Origin of the sequence: Pediococcus sp. AC40, from assembly GCF_030252485.1 — a bacterium.
GTDB classification, from domain to species: Bacteria; Bacillota; Bacilli; order Lactobacillales; family Lactobacillaceae; genus Pediococcus; species Pediococcus acidilactici.
Genome location: NZ_CP127012.1, coordinates 1,548,569 through 1,564,694 on the forward strand (window position 1 = coordinate 1,548,569; position 16,126 = coordinate 1,564,694).

General features: G+C 42.4%; 22 protein-coding genes. 2 read left to right on the forward strand and 20 right to left on the reverse strand.

From position 1 onward, the window contains the following. Positions 1 to 18 precede the first annotated feature (18 nt). The 19 genes from rpsH to rpsL all read right to left on the reverse strand — a co-directional run bounded on the left by rpsH (position 19) and on the right by rpsL (position 10,416). On the reverse strand, positions 19 to 417 hold the full coding sequence (rpsH, locus tag NL111_RS07640; RefSeq protein ID WP_002832258.1) for a 30S ribosomal protein S8: 399 nt from the start codon (positions 415 to 417) through the stop codon (positions 19 to 21). Between the two features lie 33 nt (positions 418 to 450). Continuing rightward, on the reverse strand, positions 451 to 636 hold the full coding sequence (locus NL111_RS07645) for a type Z 30S ribosomal protein S14 (protein ID WP_002832260.1): 186 nt from the start codon (positions 634 to 636) through the stop codon (positions 451 to 453). 18 nt (positions 637 to 654) lie between these two features. Then, positions 655 to 1,197, reverse strand: coding sequence for a 50S ribosomal protein L5 (gene rplE, locus NL111_RS07650; protein WP_002832261.1), 543 nt, complete (start codon positions 1,195 to 1,197; stop codon positions 655 to 657). A 27-nt stretch (positions 1,198 to 1,224) separates the two neighbouring features. Then, the gene (gene rplX, locus NL111_RS07655; RefSeq protein WP_002832262.1) at positions 1,225 to 1,536 is read right to left on the reverse strand and encodes a 50S ribosomal protein L24; all 312 of its coding nucleotides are present in this window, start codon (positions 1,534 to 1,536) and stop codon (positions 1,225 to 1,227) included. Between the two features lie 33 nt (positions 1,537 to 1,569). Further along, positions 1,570 to 1,938, reverse strand: a complete 369-nt coding sequence (gene rplN / locus NL111_RS07660; protein WP_002832263.1) for a 50S ribosomal protein L14 — start codon at positions 1,936 to 1,938, stop codon at positions 1,570 to 1,572. Positions 1,939 to 1,984: 46 nt separating this feature from the next. Beyond that, positions 1,985 to 2,251, reverse strand: coding sequence for a 30S ribosomal protein S17 (gene rpsQ, locus NL111_RS07665; protein WP_002832265.1), 267 nt, complete (start codon positions 2,249 to 2,251; stop codon positions 1,985 to 1,987). A gap of 26 nt (positions 2,252 to 2,277) precedes the next feature. Beyond that, positions 2,278 to 2,472 carry a 50S ribosomal protein L29 gene (rpmC, locus tag NL111_RS07670; RefSeq protein ID WP_002832266.1) on the reverse strand — a complete coding sequence of 65 codons (195 nt, stop codon included), beginning with the start codon at positions 2,470 to 2,472 and terminating at the stop codon, positions 2,278 to 2,280. Next, entirely contained in the window at positions 2,462 to 2,896 is a 435-nt protein-coding gene (gene rplP, locus NL111_RS07675) for a 50S ribosomal protein L16 (protein WP_002832268.1), read from the reverse strand. Before rplP ends, rpmC begins: the two co-directional genes overlap by 11 nt. 2 nt (positions 2,897 to 2,898) lie before the next feature. After that, complete coding sequence (rpsC, locus tag NL111_RS07680) at positions 2,899 to 3,570, reverse strand: 30S ribosomal protein S3 (RefSeq protein WP_004165509.1); 672 nt, start codon at positions 3,568 to 3,570, stop codon at positions 2,899 to 2,901. 12 nt (positions 3,571 to 3,582) lie between these two features. Continuing rightward, complete coding sequence (gene rplV / locus NL111_RS07685) at positions 3,583 to 3,930, reverse strand: 50S ribosomal protein L22 (RefSeq protein WP_002832270.1); 348 nt, start codon at positions 3,928 to 3,930, stop codon at positions 3,583 to 3,585. 12 nt (positions 3,931 to 3,942) lie between these two features. Then, on the reverse strand, positions 3,943 to 4,224 hold the full coding sequence (gene rpsS, locus NL111_RS07690; protein ID WP_002832271.1) for a 30S ribosomal protein S19: 282 nt from the start codon (positions 4,222 to 4,224) through the stop codon (positions 3,943 to 3,945). Positions 4,225 to 4,250: 26 nt separating this feature from the next. Next, complete coding sequence (rplB, locus tag NL111_RS07695) at positions 4,251 to 5,099, reverse strand: 50S ribosomal protein L2 (protein WP_002832272.1); 849 nt, start codon at positions 5,097 to 5,099, stop codon at positions 4,251 to 4,253. A gap of 19 nt (positions 5,100 to 5,118) precedes the next feature. Then, a complete protein-coding gene (gene rplW / locus NL111_RS07700; protein ID WP_002832273.1) occupies positions 5,119 to 5,406 on the reverse strand; it encodes a 50S ribosomal protein L23 in 288 nt (95 codons plus the stop codon). Further along, entirely contained in the window at positions 5,406 to 6,029 is a 624-nt protein-coding gene (gene rplD, locus NL111_RS07705) for a 50S ribosomal protein L4 (protein ID WP_002832274.1), read from the reverse strand. Before rplD ends, rplW begins: the two co-directional genes overlap by 1 nt. 17 nt (positions 6,030 to 6,046) lie before the next feature. Next, positions 6,047 to 6,685, reverse strand: coding sequence for a 50S ribosomal protein L3 (gene rplC, locus NL111_RS07710; protein WP_002832275.1), 639 nt, complete (start codon positions 6,683 to 6,685; stop codon positions 6,047 to 6,049). A 27-nt stretch (positions 6,686 to 6,712) separates the two neighbouring features. Beyond that, positions 6,713 to 7,021, reverse strand: a complete 309-nt coding sequence (gene rpsJ / locus NL111_RS07715; RefSeq protein WP_002832277.1) for a 30S ribosomal protein S10 — start codon at positions 7,019 to 7,021, stop codon at positions 6,713 to 6,715. 283 nt (positions 7,022 to 7,304) lie between these two features. Continuing rightward, positions 7,305 to 9,398 (reverse strand): elongation factor G, encoded by a 2,094-nt coding sequence (gene fusA, locus NL111_RS07720; protein WP_002832278.1) that lies wholly within the window; start codon positions 9,396 to 9,398, stop codon positions 7,305 to 7,307. 118 nt (positions 9,399 to 9,516) lie between these two features. Continuing rightward, positions 9,517 to 9,987, reverse strand: a complete 471-nt coding sequence (gene rpsG / locus NL111_RS07725) for a 30S ribosomal protein S7 (RefSeq protein ID WP_002832280.1) — start codon at positions 9,985 to 9,987, stop codon at positions 9,517 to 9,519. Positions 9,988 to 10,002: 15 nt separating this feature from the next. Further along, positions 10,003 to 10,416 carry a 30S ribosomal protein S12 gene (gene rpsL / locus NL111_RS07730; protein ID WP_002832281.1) on the reverse strand — a complete coding sequence of 138 codons (414 nt, stop codon included), beginning with the start codon at positions 10,414 to 10,416 and terminating at the stop codon, positions 10,003 to 10,005. Between the two features lie 279 nt (positions 10,417 to 10,695). Here rpsL and NL111_RS07735 point away from each other — a divergent pair, with 279 nt between their 5' ends. After that, entirely contained in the window at positions 10,696 to 11,406 is a 711-nt protein-coding gene (locus NL111_RS07735; protein WP_285110116.1) for a prepilin peptidase, read from the forward strand. A 28-nt stretch (positions 11,407 to 11,434) separates the two neighbouring features. Further along, on the forward strand, positions 11,435 to 12,382 hold the full coding sequence (locus NL111_RS07740; protein WP_128211412.1) for a nucleoside hydrolase: 948 nt from the start codon (positions 11,435 to 11,437) through the stop codon (positions 12,380 to 12,382). 74 nt (positions 12,383 to 12,456) lie between these two features. Here the strand turns inward: NL111_RS07740 and rpoC are convergent, their stop codons facing one another. Then, positions 12,457 to 16,098: a DNA-directed RNA polymerase subunit beta' gene (gene rpoC / locus NL111_RS07745; protein ID WP_002832285.1), complete on the reverse strand. Its 3,642-nt coding sequence runs from the start codon at positions 16,096 to 16,098 to the stop codon at positions 12,457 to 12,459. Between the last annotated feature and the right edge of the window lie 28 nt (positions 16,099 to 16,126).

A 16,126-nucleotide genomic window follows, 5' to 3' on the forward strand; every position in this document is an offset into this window, starting at 1 on the left:
ACCTCCTTATCTAAAAAATTACCAGATGTAAGCTAATACTTCTCCACCGATTTTCTTAGCGCGTGCTTCTTTATCTGTGATTACACCTTCAGAAGTTGAGATGATTGCGATACCCAAACCATTCAACACCTTCGGAACTTCATCAGCTTTTACGTATGAACGTAATCCAGGTTTTGAAATACGCTTCAAACCAGAGATAACTCGTTCGTTGTTCTTTCCATATTTTAGGAATACACGAATGATGCCTTGTTTGTCATCGTCAATATATTCAACATCTTTGATAAAGCCTTCGTTCTTAAGAATTTCAGCAATATCCTTCTTAATTTTTGATGCAGGTACTTCTAAAGATTCGTGACGAACCATGTTCGCATTACGAATACGAGTAAGAAAGTCTGCAATCGGATCTGTCATAGACATTCAGTATTACCCTCCTTTAACTCTGATTTCTTTTTACCAACTAGCTTTCTTCATACCAGGAATTTGTCCTTCATGAGCTAATTCACGAAGGCAAATACGGCATAAATGGAATTTACGGTATACAGAGTGTGGACGGCCACAACGTTCGCAACGAGTATATGCTTGAGTTGAGAACTTAGCAGGACGTTCACTCTTTACAACTAATGATTTTTTAGCCAATTTGTTTGCTCCCTTCGCTTACTTTTCAAATGGCATTCCAAATTCTGCCAATAATTCACGTGATTCTTCGTCAGTGTTTGCTGTCGTAACGATTACGATATCCAAACCACGAACACGGTTAACATTATCAAAATCGATTTCTGGGAAAATCAATTGTTCGCGAACACCTAATGTGTAGTTACCGCGGCCATCAAAGGCGGTACGGCTAACACCGTGGAAATCACGAACTCGAGGTAATGAAACGTTGATCAACTTGTCTAAGAAGTCATACATTCTTTCACCACGAAGTGTAACTTTGGCACCAATTGACATACCTTCACGAAGACGGAATCCAGCAATTGACTTTTTAGCCTTTGTAACAAGTGGCTTTTGTCCTGAAATAAGTGCTAATTCAGCAACAGCTTCATCAAGGTTCTTTGAGTTAGCAACTGCATCACCAACACCCATATTCAAAACGATTTTTTCAATCTTTGGTACTTGCATAACTGATGTGTAGTCAAATTTCTTAACTAGATCAGGTGTAATTTCGTTAACGAACTTTTCTTTTAAACGATTTGCCATGAATTTATTTTCCTCCCTCCGTTTAGATTACTTGTCGATACTTTCGCCAGTTTTTTTAGAAACACGAACTTTTTTACCATCAACAACCTTGAAACCAACCCGAGTTGGTTCATTAGTTGATGGATCGATAAGCATTACGTTTGAAACATCGATTGGTGCTTCAATATCAAGAATTCCACCTTGAGGATTTGCATTGTTAGGCTTTTGATGTTTTTTAATCATGTTAATGCCTTCAACAACAACACGGTTCTTTTTAGCAAGTGTTTGTTTGATGGTACCTTCCTTGCCCTTGTCTTTTCCGCTGATTACGCGAACTTTGTCGCCAACTTTTACGAACATTTAATGGCGCACCTCCTTCGTTATGATGGTCGATTACAATACTTCAGGAGCCAAAGAAACAATCTTCATGTAGTCCTTATCACGTAATTCACGTGCAACTGGGCCAAAGATACGTGTTCCTTGTGGACTCTTATCATCTTTAATTAATACTGCAGCATTTTCGTCAAATTTGATGTATGAACCATCAGCACGATGTGCGCCTTGTTTTGTACGAACAACAACCGCTTTGACAACGTCACCTTTTTTGACAACGCCACCTGGTGTTGCTTGTTTAACCGTAGCAACCACAACGTCACCAATGTAACCAAATTTAACACGGGAACCACCCAATACCTTAATAACCAACAGTTCACGTGCTCCAGAATTGTCAGCAACTTTCAAACGACTCTCTTGTTGGATCACAGTTAGTGTCCTCCCTTCAATTTTGTATCAGAATACGAAACATGAGCTAGATAATAACTGCTTTTTCAACGATATCAAGCAAACGGAATCTCTTTGTTGCAGACAAAGGTCTTGTTTCCATGATTGTTACGATATCGCCCTTCTTTGCAGCGTTATTTTCGTCATGTGCCTTATATTTCTTTGAGTACTTTACACGTTTACCGTAAACTGGATGTGTCTTGTAAGTATCGATTTGGACTGTGATAGTCTTATCCATCTTGTCAGAAACTACGCGTCCTTGGTAAACCTTTCGTGCGTTACGTTCTTCACTCATTGACTAAGTCCTCCCTTCGTATTCTTTTACTTGTTTAATTCTTGTTGACGTAGAGCAGTTTTGATCCGCGCAATGTTCTTGCGAACAGCTTTAAGGCGAGCAGTGTTTTCAAGTTGGCCAGTTGCCAATTGGAAACGTAGGTTGAATAACTCGTCCTTGTACTCTTTTTCCTTGTTGATCATTTCGTCAGTGGTTAATTCATTAATTTCTTTAGCCTTCATCTGATTCGCCACCTACTTCCTCGCGTGCGATAATCTTTGTCTTAACAGGAAGTTTCATAGCTGCCAAGCGAAGAGCTTCGCGGGCAACTTCTTCAGGAACACCTGCAACTTCAAACATAACCTTTTCGCGTTTTACTGGTGCAACCCAGCCTTCTGGAGTACCTTTACCATTACCCATACGAACACCCACACCTTTAGATGTGTATGATTTATGAGGGAAAATCTTAATCCAAACTTTACCGCCACGCTTCATGTAACGCGTCATTGCGATACGAGCAGCTTCAATTTGGCGGTTAGTAATCCATGATGAAGTCAATGCTTGTAAGCCGAATTCACCAAAAGTAACTGTCTTACCGCCTTTAGCGGCACCACGCATCCGTCCACGATGTTCGCGACGATGTTTTACTCTCTTAGGTACTAACATGCTTATTTCCCTCCTTGTTCTTTAGAGTTGTTATTAGCTTCCTTTGCTTCAGGTAAAATTTCACCACGGTAAACCCATGTCTTAACACCAAGTTGACCGTATGTAGTACGAGCTTCAACCCAAGCGTAATCCACATCAGCACGTAATGTGTGAAGAGGAACCTTACCTTCGGAATAGTGTTCTACACGTGACATGTCGGCTCCGTTTAGACGACCTGCAACTTGTGTCTTAATACCTTTAGCGCCGGCACGCATTGAGCGTTGCATAGCTTGTTTCATAGCACGACGGAATGCAACCCGTCCTTCTAGTTGAGCAGCAATGTTTTCACCAACAAGTTTTGCTTCAAGATCAGGTTTCTTGATTTCAACGATGTTGATGTGAACACGTTTGCCAGTTAATTCATTTAGTTGTTTACGCAACTTTTCAACTTCTGATCCACCTTTACCGATAACCATACCTGGTTTTGCAGTGTGAATTGAAATGTTAACACGATTTGCAGCACGTTCAATTTCAACAGTAGATACGGAAGCATCAGTGAGTTGCTTTGCGATAAATTCACGAATCTTGATGTCTTCGCCAAGGAACTTAGCAAAGTCTTTATCAGCATACCATTTTGCTTGCCAATCACGAATGACACCAACACGGAATCCATTAGGATTTACTTTTTGACCCACGCGTTATCCCTCCTATTTTTCTGATACTACAACTGTAATATGACTTGTCCGTTTGTTGATTGGTGATGCCGAGCCCTTAGCACGTGGACGGAAACGTTTCAACGTTGGTCCTTCGTTAACAAAGACTTTGCTAATTACCAAATCTTCACGATCCAAATCAAAGTTATTTTCAGCATTCGCCACTGCAGACTTCAATACCTTTTCTACGATAGGTGAAGCACTGCGCGGTGTAAATTTAAGAATTGCAAAAGCTTCAGCGACACTTTTACCTCTGATAAGATCGACTACGAGACGAACCTTACGAGCGGCAATCCGAACAGTCTTTGCAGTTGCCTGTGCAGATGTTACTTGTTCAGCCATGATTCATCCTCCTTACTTTCCAGATGTCTTTTTGTCGTCGCCACCGTGACCACGGAATGTGCGAGTTGGAACAAATTCGCCAAGCTTATGACCAACCATATCATCTTGGATATAAACTGGAACATGTTTTCTACCATCGTATACAGCGATTGTGTAACCGATGAAACTTGGAAAAATTGTTGAACGACGTGACCATGTCTTGATAACTGATTTCTTTTCTTGATCTTTTTGTGCATCGATCTTCTTCAAAAGATGTTCATCAGCGAATGGTCCCTTTTTTAAACTACGACCCATTAATTTGACCTCCTTCGAAAACTGTTCTAGATATTACCTAAGCGACCGCGTTTACGACCACGAACGATAAATTTGTTTGACTTGTTATGTTTGTTACGAGTCTTCTTACCAATTGTTTTCTTACCCCATGGAGAAAGTGGAGATGGACGTCCGATAGGTGCCTTACCTTCACCACCACCATGTGGATGATCGTTAGGGTTCATTACAGAACCACGAACGTGTGGACGTTGACCAGCGTAACGGTTACGACCAGCTTTACCAACGTTGATTAATTCGTGTTCTTCGTTACCTACAGCACCAATTGTGGCACGGTTTGTAGCAAGAATCATACGAACTTCTGAAGATGCAAGACGAACAAGTGCATACTTGCCTTCTTTACCAAGTAATTGAGCTGATGTACCAGCAGAACGAACAAGTTGTCCACCCTTACCTGGTTTTAATTCGATATTGTGGATAACTGTACCAACAGGAATGTTTGCAAGTGGTAGCGCGTTACCTACTTTAATGTCGGCTTCAGGTCCAGATTGAACTTGGTCGCCAACTTTTAAACCTTTAGGAGCAATGATGTATGATTTAACACCATCAGCGTAAACAAGCAATGCAATGTTAGCTGAACGGTTTGGATCATATTCGATTGCCTTAACTGTTGCTGGCACATCGTCTTTAATCCGCTTAAAGTCGATGATCCGGTATTGACGCTTGTTACCACCACCACGATGGCGAACCGTCATCCGACCGTAGTTGTTACGACCAGCTGAATGGCTTTGAGATTCCAACAATGACTTTTCTGGACGCTTCTTTGTAATTTCAGCGTAGTCCAATTGTGTCATGCCACGACGAGCATTCGTTGTTGGCTTAAATTTCTTAATCCCCACGTTGTTTCCCTCCTATTTTTTATTCTTCACCAAATAATTGGATTTCTTTTGAATCTTCTGAAAGTTGAACGATTGCCTTACGACGCTTCTTTGTGTAACCAGCGTAACGGCCTTGGCGCTTCAACTTACCTTTAACATTCATAATGTTAACCTTGATTACCTTAACATCAAAGATCTCTTCGATAGCTTTCTTAACTTGAGTCTTTGTAGCACGAGGATCTACGTCAAACGTGTAACGCTTGTCGTCAATCAACGCCATGGATGCTTCGGTAACAACTGGGCGTAAAATAATATCACGTGATTCCATTATGCTAGAGCCTCCTCTACTTGAGAAAGAGCCTTTTGTGTAATGACAAGTTTGTCGCTATTCATAATATCTAAAACGTTGATACCAGTTGGTTCAACAATTTTTACGTTAGATAAATTACGAGCAGCCAATACAGCACTTTCGTTATCTTCTTCAAGAACTAATAGAGCTTTCTTTTCAACATTAAGTTTGCTTAATGATTGAGCAAAGTCCTTTGTCTTTGGAGTTTCGAACTTAAATTCATCAACAACAACCAAGCTTTCATCCAATACCTTTTGTGAAAGTACTGACTTCAATGCTAAGCGACGCATTTTCTTTGGAATGCTGTATGCGTATGAACGAGGAGTAGGTCCGAAGACAATTCCTCCGCCACGCCATTGTGGTGAACGAATTGAACCTTGACGAGCACGTCCAGTACCCTTTTGACGCCATGGTTTCTTACCACCACCACGTACAGCACTACGATTCTTTACTGCGTGTGTTCCTTGGCGCATAGATGCACGTTGCATAACTACGGCTTCAAAGACCACATCGTTGTTGGGTTCAATACCGAAGATGTCGGCATTTAATTCAACGGTTCCGTTTTGAGTTCCGTCTTGTTTGAATAATGATACGTTAGCCATTTATTGGTCCTCCTCTCTTATTTAGATGTGTTTTTTACAGTACTCTTAACAACTACGTATGACTTCTTAGCGCCAGGTACGTTACCCTTAACCAAAAGTACGTTGTTTTCTGTATCTGCCTTAACGATTTCTAGATTTTGAATTGTAACTGTCTTGTTACCCATGCGACCTGGCAACTTCTTACCTGGGAACACGCGGTTAATAATTGCTCCCAATGAACCAGGACGACGGTGGTAACGAGAACCGTGCGCCATCGGACCACGACGTTGACCGTCTTTTTTGATAACACCTTGGAAACCATGTCCCTTAGTAGTACCAGTTACATCGACGAAGTCACCTGCTTCAAAGATGTCTGCTGCGATCTTGTCTCCGACTTTAACATCTTCCCCAAGCTCAACATCTCTGATTTCGTGAATGAAGCGCTTAGGATTTGTATTTGCTTTTGCTACGTGGCCTTGTTCAGGTTTGTTACTCAATACTTGACGCTTGTCGTCAAAACCTAATTGAGCTGCTGCATAACCGTCGTTTTCAACAGTCTTAAGTTGCAATACAACGTTAGGAGTAGTATCGATTACTGTAACTGGGATTAATTCACCAGCTTCAGTGAAAACCTGTGTCATTCCGACCTTCTTACCTAAGATTCCTTTTGTGGTCATTAGTACACCTCCGTTTGTGCTTTAAAATTATAATTTGATTTCGATATCTACACCGCTTGGCAAGTCAAGCTTCATCAAAGAATCAACTGTCTTTGGTGTAGGGTTAACGATATCAATCAAACGCTTATGTGTGCGCATTTCAAACTGTTCACGAGCCTTCTTGAACTTGTGTGGAGAACTCAAAACAGTGTAAACTGTGCGTTCTGTTGGCAATGGGATTGGACCCGAAATTGTTGCACCAGTGCGTTTTGCTGTTTCAACAATCTTGTCAGCAGATTGATCTAAAATACGATGTTCGTAAGCCTTAAGGCGAATACGAATTTTTTGTTTTGCCATTGTGTTACCTCCCTCGTCTATTTTAAAAATAAGACTTGCTCCGTGAAAATTACCGCCACACCCTGTGGCAAAGCGGCCGGGTGTGTCGCAACCTTTCACATCAACGCTCTGCTTATACACCACCGTGGGGAGGGCAGTATGCCCCCTCGTTTTTACACGGTACTTGATTATGATACATGAAAAACGCCCCCGTGGCAAGGGCATTTAGCGATTTTTTTGCAAAAAAAGAAGTTCCCTTCCCTAACGCTTTAAACGTTAAAAAAGAGAACTTCGATTTTAGAAATTATTCAGCTTTTCCGCCATTTTTCTTGATAATTTCTTCTTGGATTGACTTTGGAACTGGTTCGTAGTGATCAAAGGTCATTGTAAATGTACCACGACCTTGTGATGCAGAACGAAGCGTAGTTGCATAGCCAAACATTTCTGAAAGTGGAACAAATGCGTGGATTTCTTCAGCACCAGCAATTGCTTCCATACCTTCAACACGACCACGACGAGCAGTTACTTGACCCATGATATCACCCATGTATTCTTCTGGAACACGGATTTCAACCTTCATAACTGGTTCTAAGATAACTGGTGCAGCCGTCTTAGCAGCTTCCCGTAAAGCGATTGAAGCAGCAACCTTGAAGGCAGCTTCACTAGAATCGACTTCGTGGTAACTACCATCGTATAACTTAGCCTTCAAGTCAACTAATGGATAACCTGCAAGAACACCGTTATTCATAGCTTCCTTCAAACCTTGTTCAACTGATGGAATGTATTCACGAGGAACTACACCACCAACGATAGCGTCTTCGAATTCGAATCCTTTACCTTCTTCGTTAGGTGTGAATTCGATCCAAACATCACCATATTGACCTTTACCACCAGATTGACGAACAAACTTACCTTGAGCAGAAGTTTGTTTTGTAAATGCTTCACGGTAAGAAACTTGTGGAGCACCAATCTTAGCTTCAACGTTAAATTCACGCTTCATCCGGTCAACGATGATATCCAAGTGAAGTTCACCCATTCCGGCGATAACTGTTTCCCCAGTTTCTGGGTTAGTTTCAGCACGGAATGAAGGATCTTCTTCAGCAAGTTTTTGTAAAGCAACGTCCATCTTATCTTGGTCAGCCTTTGATTTTGGTTCAACGGCAACTTCGATAACTGGTTCTGGGAATTGCATTGATTCCAAGTGTAATGGATGATCTGGATCAGTTAAAGAATCACCAGTAGTAGTGTTCTTCAAACCGATTGCGGCAGCGATATCACCAGAGAATACTTCTGGGATTTCTTGACGTTGGTTAGAGTGCATTTGTAGCAAACGACCAACCCGTTCACGCTTGTTCTTTGTAGCATTTAATACGTATGAACCAGATTCCAAAGTACCTTGGTAAACACGGATAAATGTCAAACGACCAACAAATGGGTCAGTAGCAACCTTAAATGCCAAAGCAGCAAATGGCTTGTCGTCGCCGGCAATCAATTGAACTTCTTCACCAGTATCAGGATCTGTAGCACCGTATGGCTTAACATCCAATGGAGATGGTAAGTAATCCACAACAGCGTCTAACATCATTTGAACACCCTTGTTCTTGAATGCTGAACCAGCAAGTACTGGGAACAATTCAAGTGACAAAGTACCCTTACGGATAGCAGCTTTGATTTCATCAGTAGAAATTTCTTCACCGCCAAGGTATTTTTCCATGATGTTTTCGTCAACGTCAGCTAAAATTTCAAGCATTTCGCCACGACGTTTTTCAGCTTCTTCCCTGTATTGGTCAGGAATTTCAACGGTATCCCATTCGGTACCTAATTCGTCTTCATCATACAAGTCGGCCTTCATTTCAACTAAGTCAATAACCCCTTCAAAGTCATCTTCGGCACCGATTGGCATTTGAATTGGTAAAGCATTAGCTTGAAGACGGTCACGTAATGATTGTACGGAGAAGTCGAAGTTAGCACCGATCTTATCCATCTTGTTAGCAAAAACGATCCGGGGAACGTTGTAATCAGAAGCTTGACGCCAAACTGTTTCAGTTTGTGGTTCAACCCCTGCTTGTGCATCAAGAACGGCTACCGCACCATCAAGCACCCGGAGGGAACGTTCAACTTCGATAGTGAAGTCCACGTGTCCTGGGGTATCAATGATGTTAATCCGGTGGTCTTTCCATGCTGCAGTTGTAGCAGCGGATGTGATTGTGATCCCACGTTCTTGTTCTTGTTCCATCCAGTCCATTTGTGAAGCACCATCATGGGTTTCACCGATTTTGTGGATTTTACCTGTATAGTACAAGATTCGTTCGGTTGTGGTAGTCTTACCAGCATCAATGTGAGCCATGATACCGATGTTACGAGTCTTTTCTAAAGGAAACTCACGTTTGTTAGCCATTATTTAAAGTTTCTCCTTCCAATGAAATCAATTAATAGCCTGTTAGAAAAAATGACTACTATATGCATCCATATAATAGTCATCAATGGTTGCAACAAGTAATTGCAACGACTGAATTTTACCAACGATAATGTGCAAAGGCACGGTTAGCTTCAGCCATCTTATGTGTATCTTCACGTTTCTTAACAGATGCACCAGTGTTGTTAGCAGCATCCATGATTTCACGTGCAAGACGTTCTGACATTGTGTGTTCACCACGGAGACGAGCGTAGTTAACTAACCAACGTAAACCAAGGGTTGTACGACGGTCTGGACGTACTTCGATCGGAACTTGGTAGTTAGAACCACCAACACGACGAGCCTTAACTTCAAGGACAGGCATGATGTTGTTCATTGCTTCTTCGAATACTTCAGTTGGTTGAGAACCCGTTTCCTTTTCGATAATATCGAAAGCTTTGTATAGAATCTTTGAAGCTTTTCCACGCTTACCATCTAACATTAAACGGTTGATTAAGCGTGTAACAAGCTTTGAGTTATAAATTGGATCTGGTAATACTTCGCGTTTTGGTGCTGGACCTTTTCTTGGCATTTATACACGACCTCCTTACTTCTTAGGCTTCTTTGTACCGTATTTAGAACGGCTTTGTTTACGATCAGTAACCCCTGCTGTATCAAGTGCACCACGGATAACATGGTAACGAACACCAGGTAAATCCTTTACACGTCCACCACGGATCAAGACAACACTATGTTCTTGAAGGTTGTGACCAATACCAGGAATGTATGCTGTAACTTCGATCAAGTTAGATAAACGAACACGAGCATACTTACGCAAAGCTGAGTTAGGCTTCTTAGGTGTCATAGTACCGACACGTGTTGCAACTCCACGTTTTTGAGGAGCTGGATTATTAACTTGAGACTTCTTCATGCTGTTGTAGCCGTAGTTCAAAGCTGGAGCCTTTGACTTCGAGCTTTGAGAACGACGACCCTTACGAACCAATTGGTTAATTGTAGGCATCGATGTTTCTCCTTCCAAATAATTGAAAAATAATTTAAGTATTTTTAAGTACACATATCCAGGCGGTTCTTTTTTTGCTATAAAAAAGATGGCCAGGACGGGTACCAGGGCTAACGTTTCCAGTCAGCATGTCTGCATTTGCGCAGAGAACCTGTCCACAAAAAGCACCTTAAATAGAATATCACGCAATTTTATTGAATGCAAGTTAATCAATTAAAAAAACGCTCCGTTAGTTTCGTAGTTTTATACTTAGTTACGGTTACCGAGGAGGAAAATTCAATGCTATTATTCTATCATTTTTTAATTTTTTACTTTGGCTGTTCGTGGGGATCTTTTTTAATGGCTACTTATCAACGTCGCTTAACCGGGGATTCCATTACTTTTCCCGCTTCCCATTGTGATTATTGTTTAACTCCCCTACCCTACTTTTGTTTATTCCCTATTTTTAGCTACTGCTTTAGCAAGGGGCGCTGTCTTTTTTGCGGAAACCAGATTCCCCTCAAAATGCTGGGTCTCGAAGTCGTTAGCGGGATCGGCTTTTGGTTAACCATACAACTAACTACTGGCGAACCCTTTACACTTCTAACTCTGCTGATTCTAAGTTTTCTTAGTGTAGAAGATTACGCCACTAGACAAATCCACTCCCAAATTTTGCTATTTCCCGCGCTATTTGAAACTTACCAATCCTTTAGCGGTGTGAAATTTGCAGCACTCGTGCTATTAACCGTTTTACTATTAAATAACTTTGAAAACCAGCGTTTTTTTCAAAAAATGGGTCAAGGCGACCTTGAAGTAATGGTTTTTCTTGCCCTCCTATTCGGGACGTCCGTAACTTCAGGAATTATTTGCTTAGCCTGCTTAATTGCGTTAGTGCGCATAATGGTTACCAAACAACGAATGGTTGCCTTCGTCCCCTGCCTTTTTGCCGCCAATTGGTTAATCCTTACCTATATTAACCATTCAGCTCCACAACTAATTATGCTAAGATAACCATAATCAAATTTAGGGGGTTACCATCATGCAAAAAATTTATTTCAATCACGACGGCAACGTTGATGATTTAGTTTCGTTGATTTTATTACTCGCTTTTCCAGATACGGAAATTGTCGGGGTTAGTGCCGTGGGCGCCGACTCTTACGTCGAACCCGCCGTTTCGGCATCGCGCAAAATTATCGATCTATTCGGTTCGCCTAGCCAACTCGAAGTGGCCCAATCCGATTCCCGACCAGTCAACCAATTTCCTAAGGAATGGCGGCTAAGTGCATTTTCGTTCGATGATTTCCCGATTTTAAATGAACACCTCAATGAGGGTAATCCCCAAACTCGGTTAGCTAAACAGCCGGCGCACCTCGACATGGTCCAAAAGCTTCAGCAATCATCTGTGCCAGTCACCCTCGTAATGACTGGTCCATTGACTGATTTAGCACGTGCTTTAGCAGTTGATCCCACCATCACCGCCAAAATTGATCGGCTATTCTGGATGGGGGGCTCAATGAACGGGATCGGAAACGTAGCCGAACCTGCACACGACGGCTCTGCTGAATGGAACGCTTTTTGGGACCCCGAGGCAGTGCAAACTGTATTTGATAACGATTTACCGATTACTATCGTCAGCCTAGACAGTACTAACCAAGTCCCCCTCACCACTGCGCTACGTCAACGTTGGGCAAAACAACGGCAGTACCCCGCTCTCGACTTGATTGGTCAAGGTTACTCATTAGTGCACTCTTTCGAAGCTAATTCAACTTACTACCTTTGGGACGTGCTCACCACCTTAATTAGCAAGTATCCTGAACTAGTTTCTAGCAAGCCACTAAATGTAAAGGTGGTTTCTAAGGGGATTTCGGCTGGAAAAACGTATCCGGATCCGACGGGACGTCCCGTCACCTTTGTTACCCAGGTTAATGCAGCTGCCTTTTACGACCGCTTCGACCAGCTCGCCCAAAGTCTGCGCAGCAACTTCTAAAATTAAATTCCATTCCTAACAAAAAAGGGTGTTCCAAGTCAAAATAACTTGGAACACCCTTTTAAAATTCACAATTAATTTTCAATTGTTTCGTTCATTTCTTTTTCAACGTCGCTTAACGTTTGTGGTTGTTCAGTATTGCCACCAACCACTTCTGGTTTAATTTGACGGTAGTCTGTCATTCCAGTACCGGCAGGAATAATCTTACCGATAATAACATTTTCCTTCAAACCAACCAACGGATCGTTCTTACCGCGAATAGCTGCGTCCGTCAATACTCGGGTAGTTTCTTGGAAGGAAGCCGCGGATAAGAAACTATTAGTTTCCAAAGCAGCCTTAGTAATACCAAGAATTACTGGACGAGATGTTGCCGGGATTCCACCAGCGATCAAGGTCTTGTAGTTATCCTTCTTGAAGTCGTCGATGTCCATCAACGTTCCTGGAAGAATATCTGTGTCACCTGGATCCATAACCCGTACTTTCCGAAGCATTTGACGAATCATGATTTCAACGTGCTTGTCACTGATTTCAATACCTTGCATACGGTAAACCTTTTGGATTTCACTGAGCAAGTAGTTTTCAGTAGAAAGTACGTCACGAACCTTGATAAGCTTCTTCGGATCGATAGAACCTTCGTTAAGTGGTGCACCACGGTGGATGTAGTCACCTTCAGCTACCTTCATGCGGGCAGTGATTGGTAAGCTATACGTCCGGGTATCTGTTTCACCCTTAACGGTAACTTCCTTAGTACCTTCGGCAGGATCTTCTTCAATGGATTCAACCACCCCAGTAACTTCGGAAATTTCAGCAGGTCCCTTAGGATTACGAGCTTCCACAATTTCTTGGATACGTGGAAGACCTTGGGTAATATCGGCGTTACCAGCAACCCCACCAGTATGGAAGTTACGCATGGTAAGCTGAGTACCTGGTTCACCGATTGATTGAGCAGCAACTGTACCAACTGCTTCACCAACTTCAACCCGGTCACCAGTAGCCATGTTCCGGCCGTAACACTTTTCACAAACCCCGTGAGCCGTGTTACATGTAAATGCGGAACGGATAGTTACTTCTTGGATACCAGCATCAATGATTTCTTGTGCACTACGTTCGTCGATCATTTCGTTTTGACCCACGATCACCTTGCCAGTTTCTGGATTGATAACCGACTTCATGGTGTAACGACCAAGGATCCGGTCGTAAAGTGGTTCAATCATTTCGTTACCTTCTGCAATCGCAGTGATCAATAGACCGCGGTCAGTACCACAATCCTTTTCACGAACGATAACATCTTGGGCAACGTCAACCAAACGACGAGTCAAGTAACCTGAGTTAGCGGTCTTCAAGGCCGTATCGGTCATTCCTTTACGAGCACCGTGAGTAGAAATAAACATTTCCAAAACGCTAAGTCCTTCACGGAAGTTTGACAAGATTGGCAATTCCATGATCTTACCATTAGGCGCAGCCATCAAACCACGCATCCCGGCAAGCTGCGTAAAGTTAGAGATGTTACCACGAGCACCAGAATCCGACATCATGAAGATTGGATTTTGTGGATCGAAGGTATCCATCAACCGTTGTTGAATTTCATCCTTAGCATCGTTCCAAATTCCAATAACCCGTTCATAACGTTCGTCATCCGTAATCAAACCACGACGGAATTGTTTAGTAACCGTTGCGACCTTCTTATGCGCTGCAGCAATAATCGCAGGCTTGTCCGGCAAGTTGGTAATATCCGCAATCCCCACGGTTAATCCAGAAAGTGTGGAACGGTAGAAACCAAGATCCTTCATCCGGTCAAGGAGCAAGGAAGTTTCGGTAACTTTGTATTGCTTGTAAACTTCCGCAATTACATCACTCAAGAATCCAGACTTGAACGGTGAAAGTAGCGGACGTTGGTTCAATTGTTCATGAATATCTTCACCAGCTTCAAGGAAGTATTCATCCGGCGTACCGTTAACTAAGTTTTCGTTAGTTGGCGCGTTCAGATAAACAAAATCCTTTGGCAAAATGTCGTTGAACAACATCTTACCAGCCGTGGTGATCAAAATTTGTTGCCGTTGTTGATCGGTAAATGGCTTTTCAGGCATTGAACTTGCCCGCACCCCAATTCGGGTGTGAATTGATACGTAACCATTTTGCAAAGCAAGTTTAACTTCGTCGAGGTCGTTAAAGATCATTCCTTCCCCGACGCTTTCAGCACGTTCCATGGTTAACCAGTAGTTACCGATAACCATATCTTGAGAAGGCGTAACCACTGGCTTACCATCCTTAGGTGCCAAAATGTGGTGAGCAGCAAGCATTAAGAGCCGTGCTTCTGCTTGAGCTTCGTTAGATAGCGGAACGTGGATCGCCATTTGGTCCCCATCAAAGTCAGCGTTATAAGCTTCACAAGCTAATGGGTGAAGCCGCATTGCCTTACCACTAACAAGAACTGGTTCAAAGGCTTGAATACCAAGTCGATGCAAAGTAGGGGCCCGGTTCAATAGCACGGGATGTTCCTTAATAACATCTTCTAAAACGTCATAAACTTCTTCGTCTTTACGATCGATTTTCCGCTTAGCGTTCTTAATGTTAGAAGCTAAGTTCCGGCTAACCAATTCCTTCATAATGAATGGCTTGAATAATTCCATTGCCATTGGAACTGGGAGACCCATTTGGTTCATCTTTAATGATGGACCAACATCAATAACCGAACGTCCGGAGTAGTCAACCCGCTTACCAAGTAAGTTTTGACGGAAACGTCCTTGCTTACCTTTCAGCATGTGAGAGAGTGACTTCAACGGACGGTTACCAGGACCAGCAACCGGACGACCACGCCGACCATTATCGATCAACGCATCTACCGCTTCTTGGAGCATCCGTTTTTCGTTTTGCACGATAATTCCCGGTGCGTTCAAGTCTAATAAGCGTTTCAACCGGTTATTCCGGTTAATTACCCGCCGATACAAATCGTTCAAGTCGGAAGTAGCAAAACGGCCACCATCCAATTGAACCATTGGACGAAGATCTGGCGGAATAACTGGGATAGCATCCATTACCATCCAATCCGGATGGTTACCAGACTTGATGAAGGCTTCAATAATGTCCAAACGACGTACGGCACGCGTCCGTTTTTGGCCAGAAGCTTCCTTCAATTCTTCTTTTAGTAAGTTAGCTTCTTTTTCTAGATCCACGCTTTGTAGCAAGGCTTGGATAGCTTCCCCACCAATCTTAGCTACGAAACGATTTCCGTATTCGTCTAACTTAGCCCGGTATTCACGTTCAGTTAGCAATTGCTTCTTTTCAAGTGGAGTATCACCAGGATCAACAACTACGTAAGAAGCAAAGTAAATAATTTCTTCCAATGAACGAGGGCTCATGTCAAGTACTAAGCCCATCCGACTTGGAATACCTTTAAAGTACCAGATGTGAGTTACTGGAGCTGCAAGTTCAATATGTCCCATCCGTTCGCGACGAACTTTTGACTTAGTAACTTCAACACCACAACGATCACAAACAATTCCCTTATAACGAATCCGTTTGTACTTTCCACAAGCACATTCGTAATCCTTAGTCGGTCCAAAAATGCGTTCGTCGAATAACCCATCTTTTTCTGGTTTTAAAGTTCGATAGTTGATGGTTTCTGGTTTCTTAACTTCCCCATACGACCACATCCGGATCTTATCAGGCGAAGCTAAACCGATTTGCATACTTTCGAATTTATTAACATCGATCAACGGACTGACCTCCTCTTTCTTTTATAAA

Excerpts from the sequence above, each read along its gene's own strand:
- fusA (WP_002832278.1), bottom strand. The coding sequence starts at position 9,398 with ATGGCTAACAAACGTGAGTTTCCTTTAGAAAAGACTCGTAACATCGGT.
- rpsJ (WP_002832277.1), bottom strand. The coding sequence starts at position 7,021 with ATGGCAAAACAAAAAATTCGTATTCGCCTTAAGGCTTACGAACATCGT.
- NL111_RS07735 (WP_285110116.1), top strand. The coding sequence starts at position 10,696 with ATGCTATTATTCTATCATTTTTTAATTTTTTACTTTGGCTGTTCGTGG.
- rplV (WP_002832270.1), bottom strand. The coding sequence starts at position 3,930 with ATGGCTGAACAAGTAACATCTGCACAGGCAACTGCAAAGACTGTTCGG.
- rplW (WP_002832273.1), bottom strand. The coding sequence starts at position 5,406 with ATGGAATCACGTGATATTATTTTACGCCCAGTTGTTACCGAAGCATCC.
- rplX (WP_002832262.1), bottom strand. The coding sequence starts at position 1,536 with ATGTTCGTAAAAGTTGGCGACAAAGTTCGCGTAATCAGCGGAAAAGAC.
- rplE (WP_002832261.1), bottom strand. The coding sequence starts at position 1,197 with ATGGCAAATCGTTTAAAAGAAAAGTTCGTTAACGAAATTACACCTGAT.
- rplD (WP_002832274.1), bottom strand. The coding sequence starts at position 6,029 with ATGGCTAACGTATCATTATTCAAACAAGACGGAACTCAAAACGGAACC.
- rpsS (WP_002832271.1), bottom strand. The coding sequence starts at position 4,224 with ATGGGTCGTAGTTTAAAAAAGGGACCATTCGCTGATGAACATCTTTTG.
- rpsQ (WP_002832265.1), bottom strand. The coding sequence starts at position 2,251 with ATGAGTGAAGAACGTAACGCACGAAAGGTTTACCAAGGACGCGTAGTT.
- rplC (WP_002832275.1), bottom strand. The coding sequence starts at position 6,685 with ATGACCACAAAAGGAATCTTAGGTAAGAAGGTCGGAATGACACAGGTT.
- rpsL (WP_002832281.1), bottom strand. The coding sequence starts at position 10,416 with ATGCCTACAATTAACCAATTGGTTCGTAAGGGTCGTCGTTCTCAAAGC.
- rpmC (WP_002832266.1), bottom strand. The coding sequence starts at position 2,472 with ATGAAGGCTAAAGAAATTAATGAATTAACCACTGACGAAATGATCAAC.
- NL111_RS07740 (WP_128211412.1), top strand. The coding sequence starts at position 11,435 with ATGCAAAAAATTTATTTCAATCACGACGGCAACGTTGATGATTTAGTT.
- rpsH (WP_002832258.1), bottom strand. The coding sequence starts at position 417 with ATGTCTATGACAGATCCGATTGCAGACTTTCTTACTCGTATTCGTAAT.
- rplP (WP_002832268.1), bottom strand. The coding sequence starts at position 2,896 with ATGTTAGTACCTAAGAGAGTAAAACATCGTCGCGAACATCGTGGACGG.
- rpsG (WP_002832280.1), bottom strand. The coding sequence starts at position 9,987 with ATGCCAAGAAAAGGTCCAGCACCAAAACGCGAAGTATTACCAGATCCA.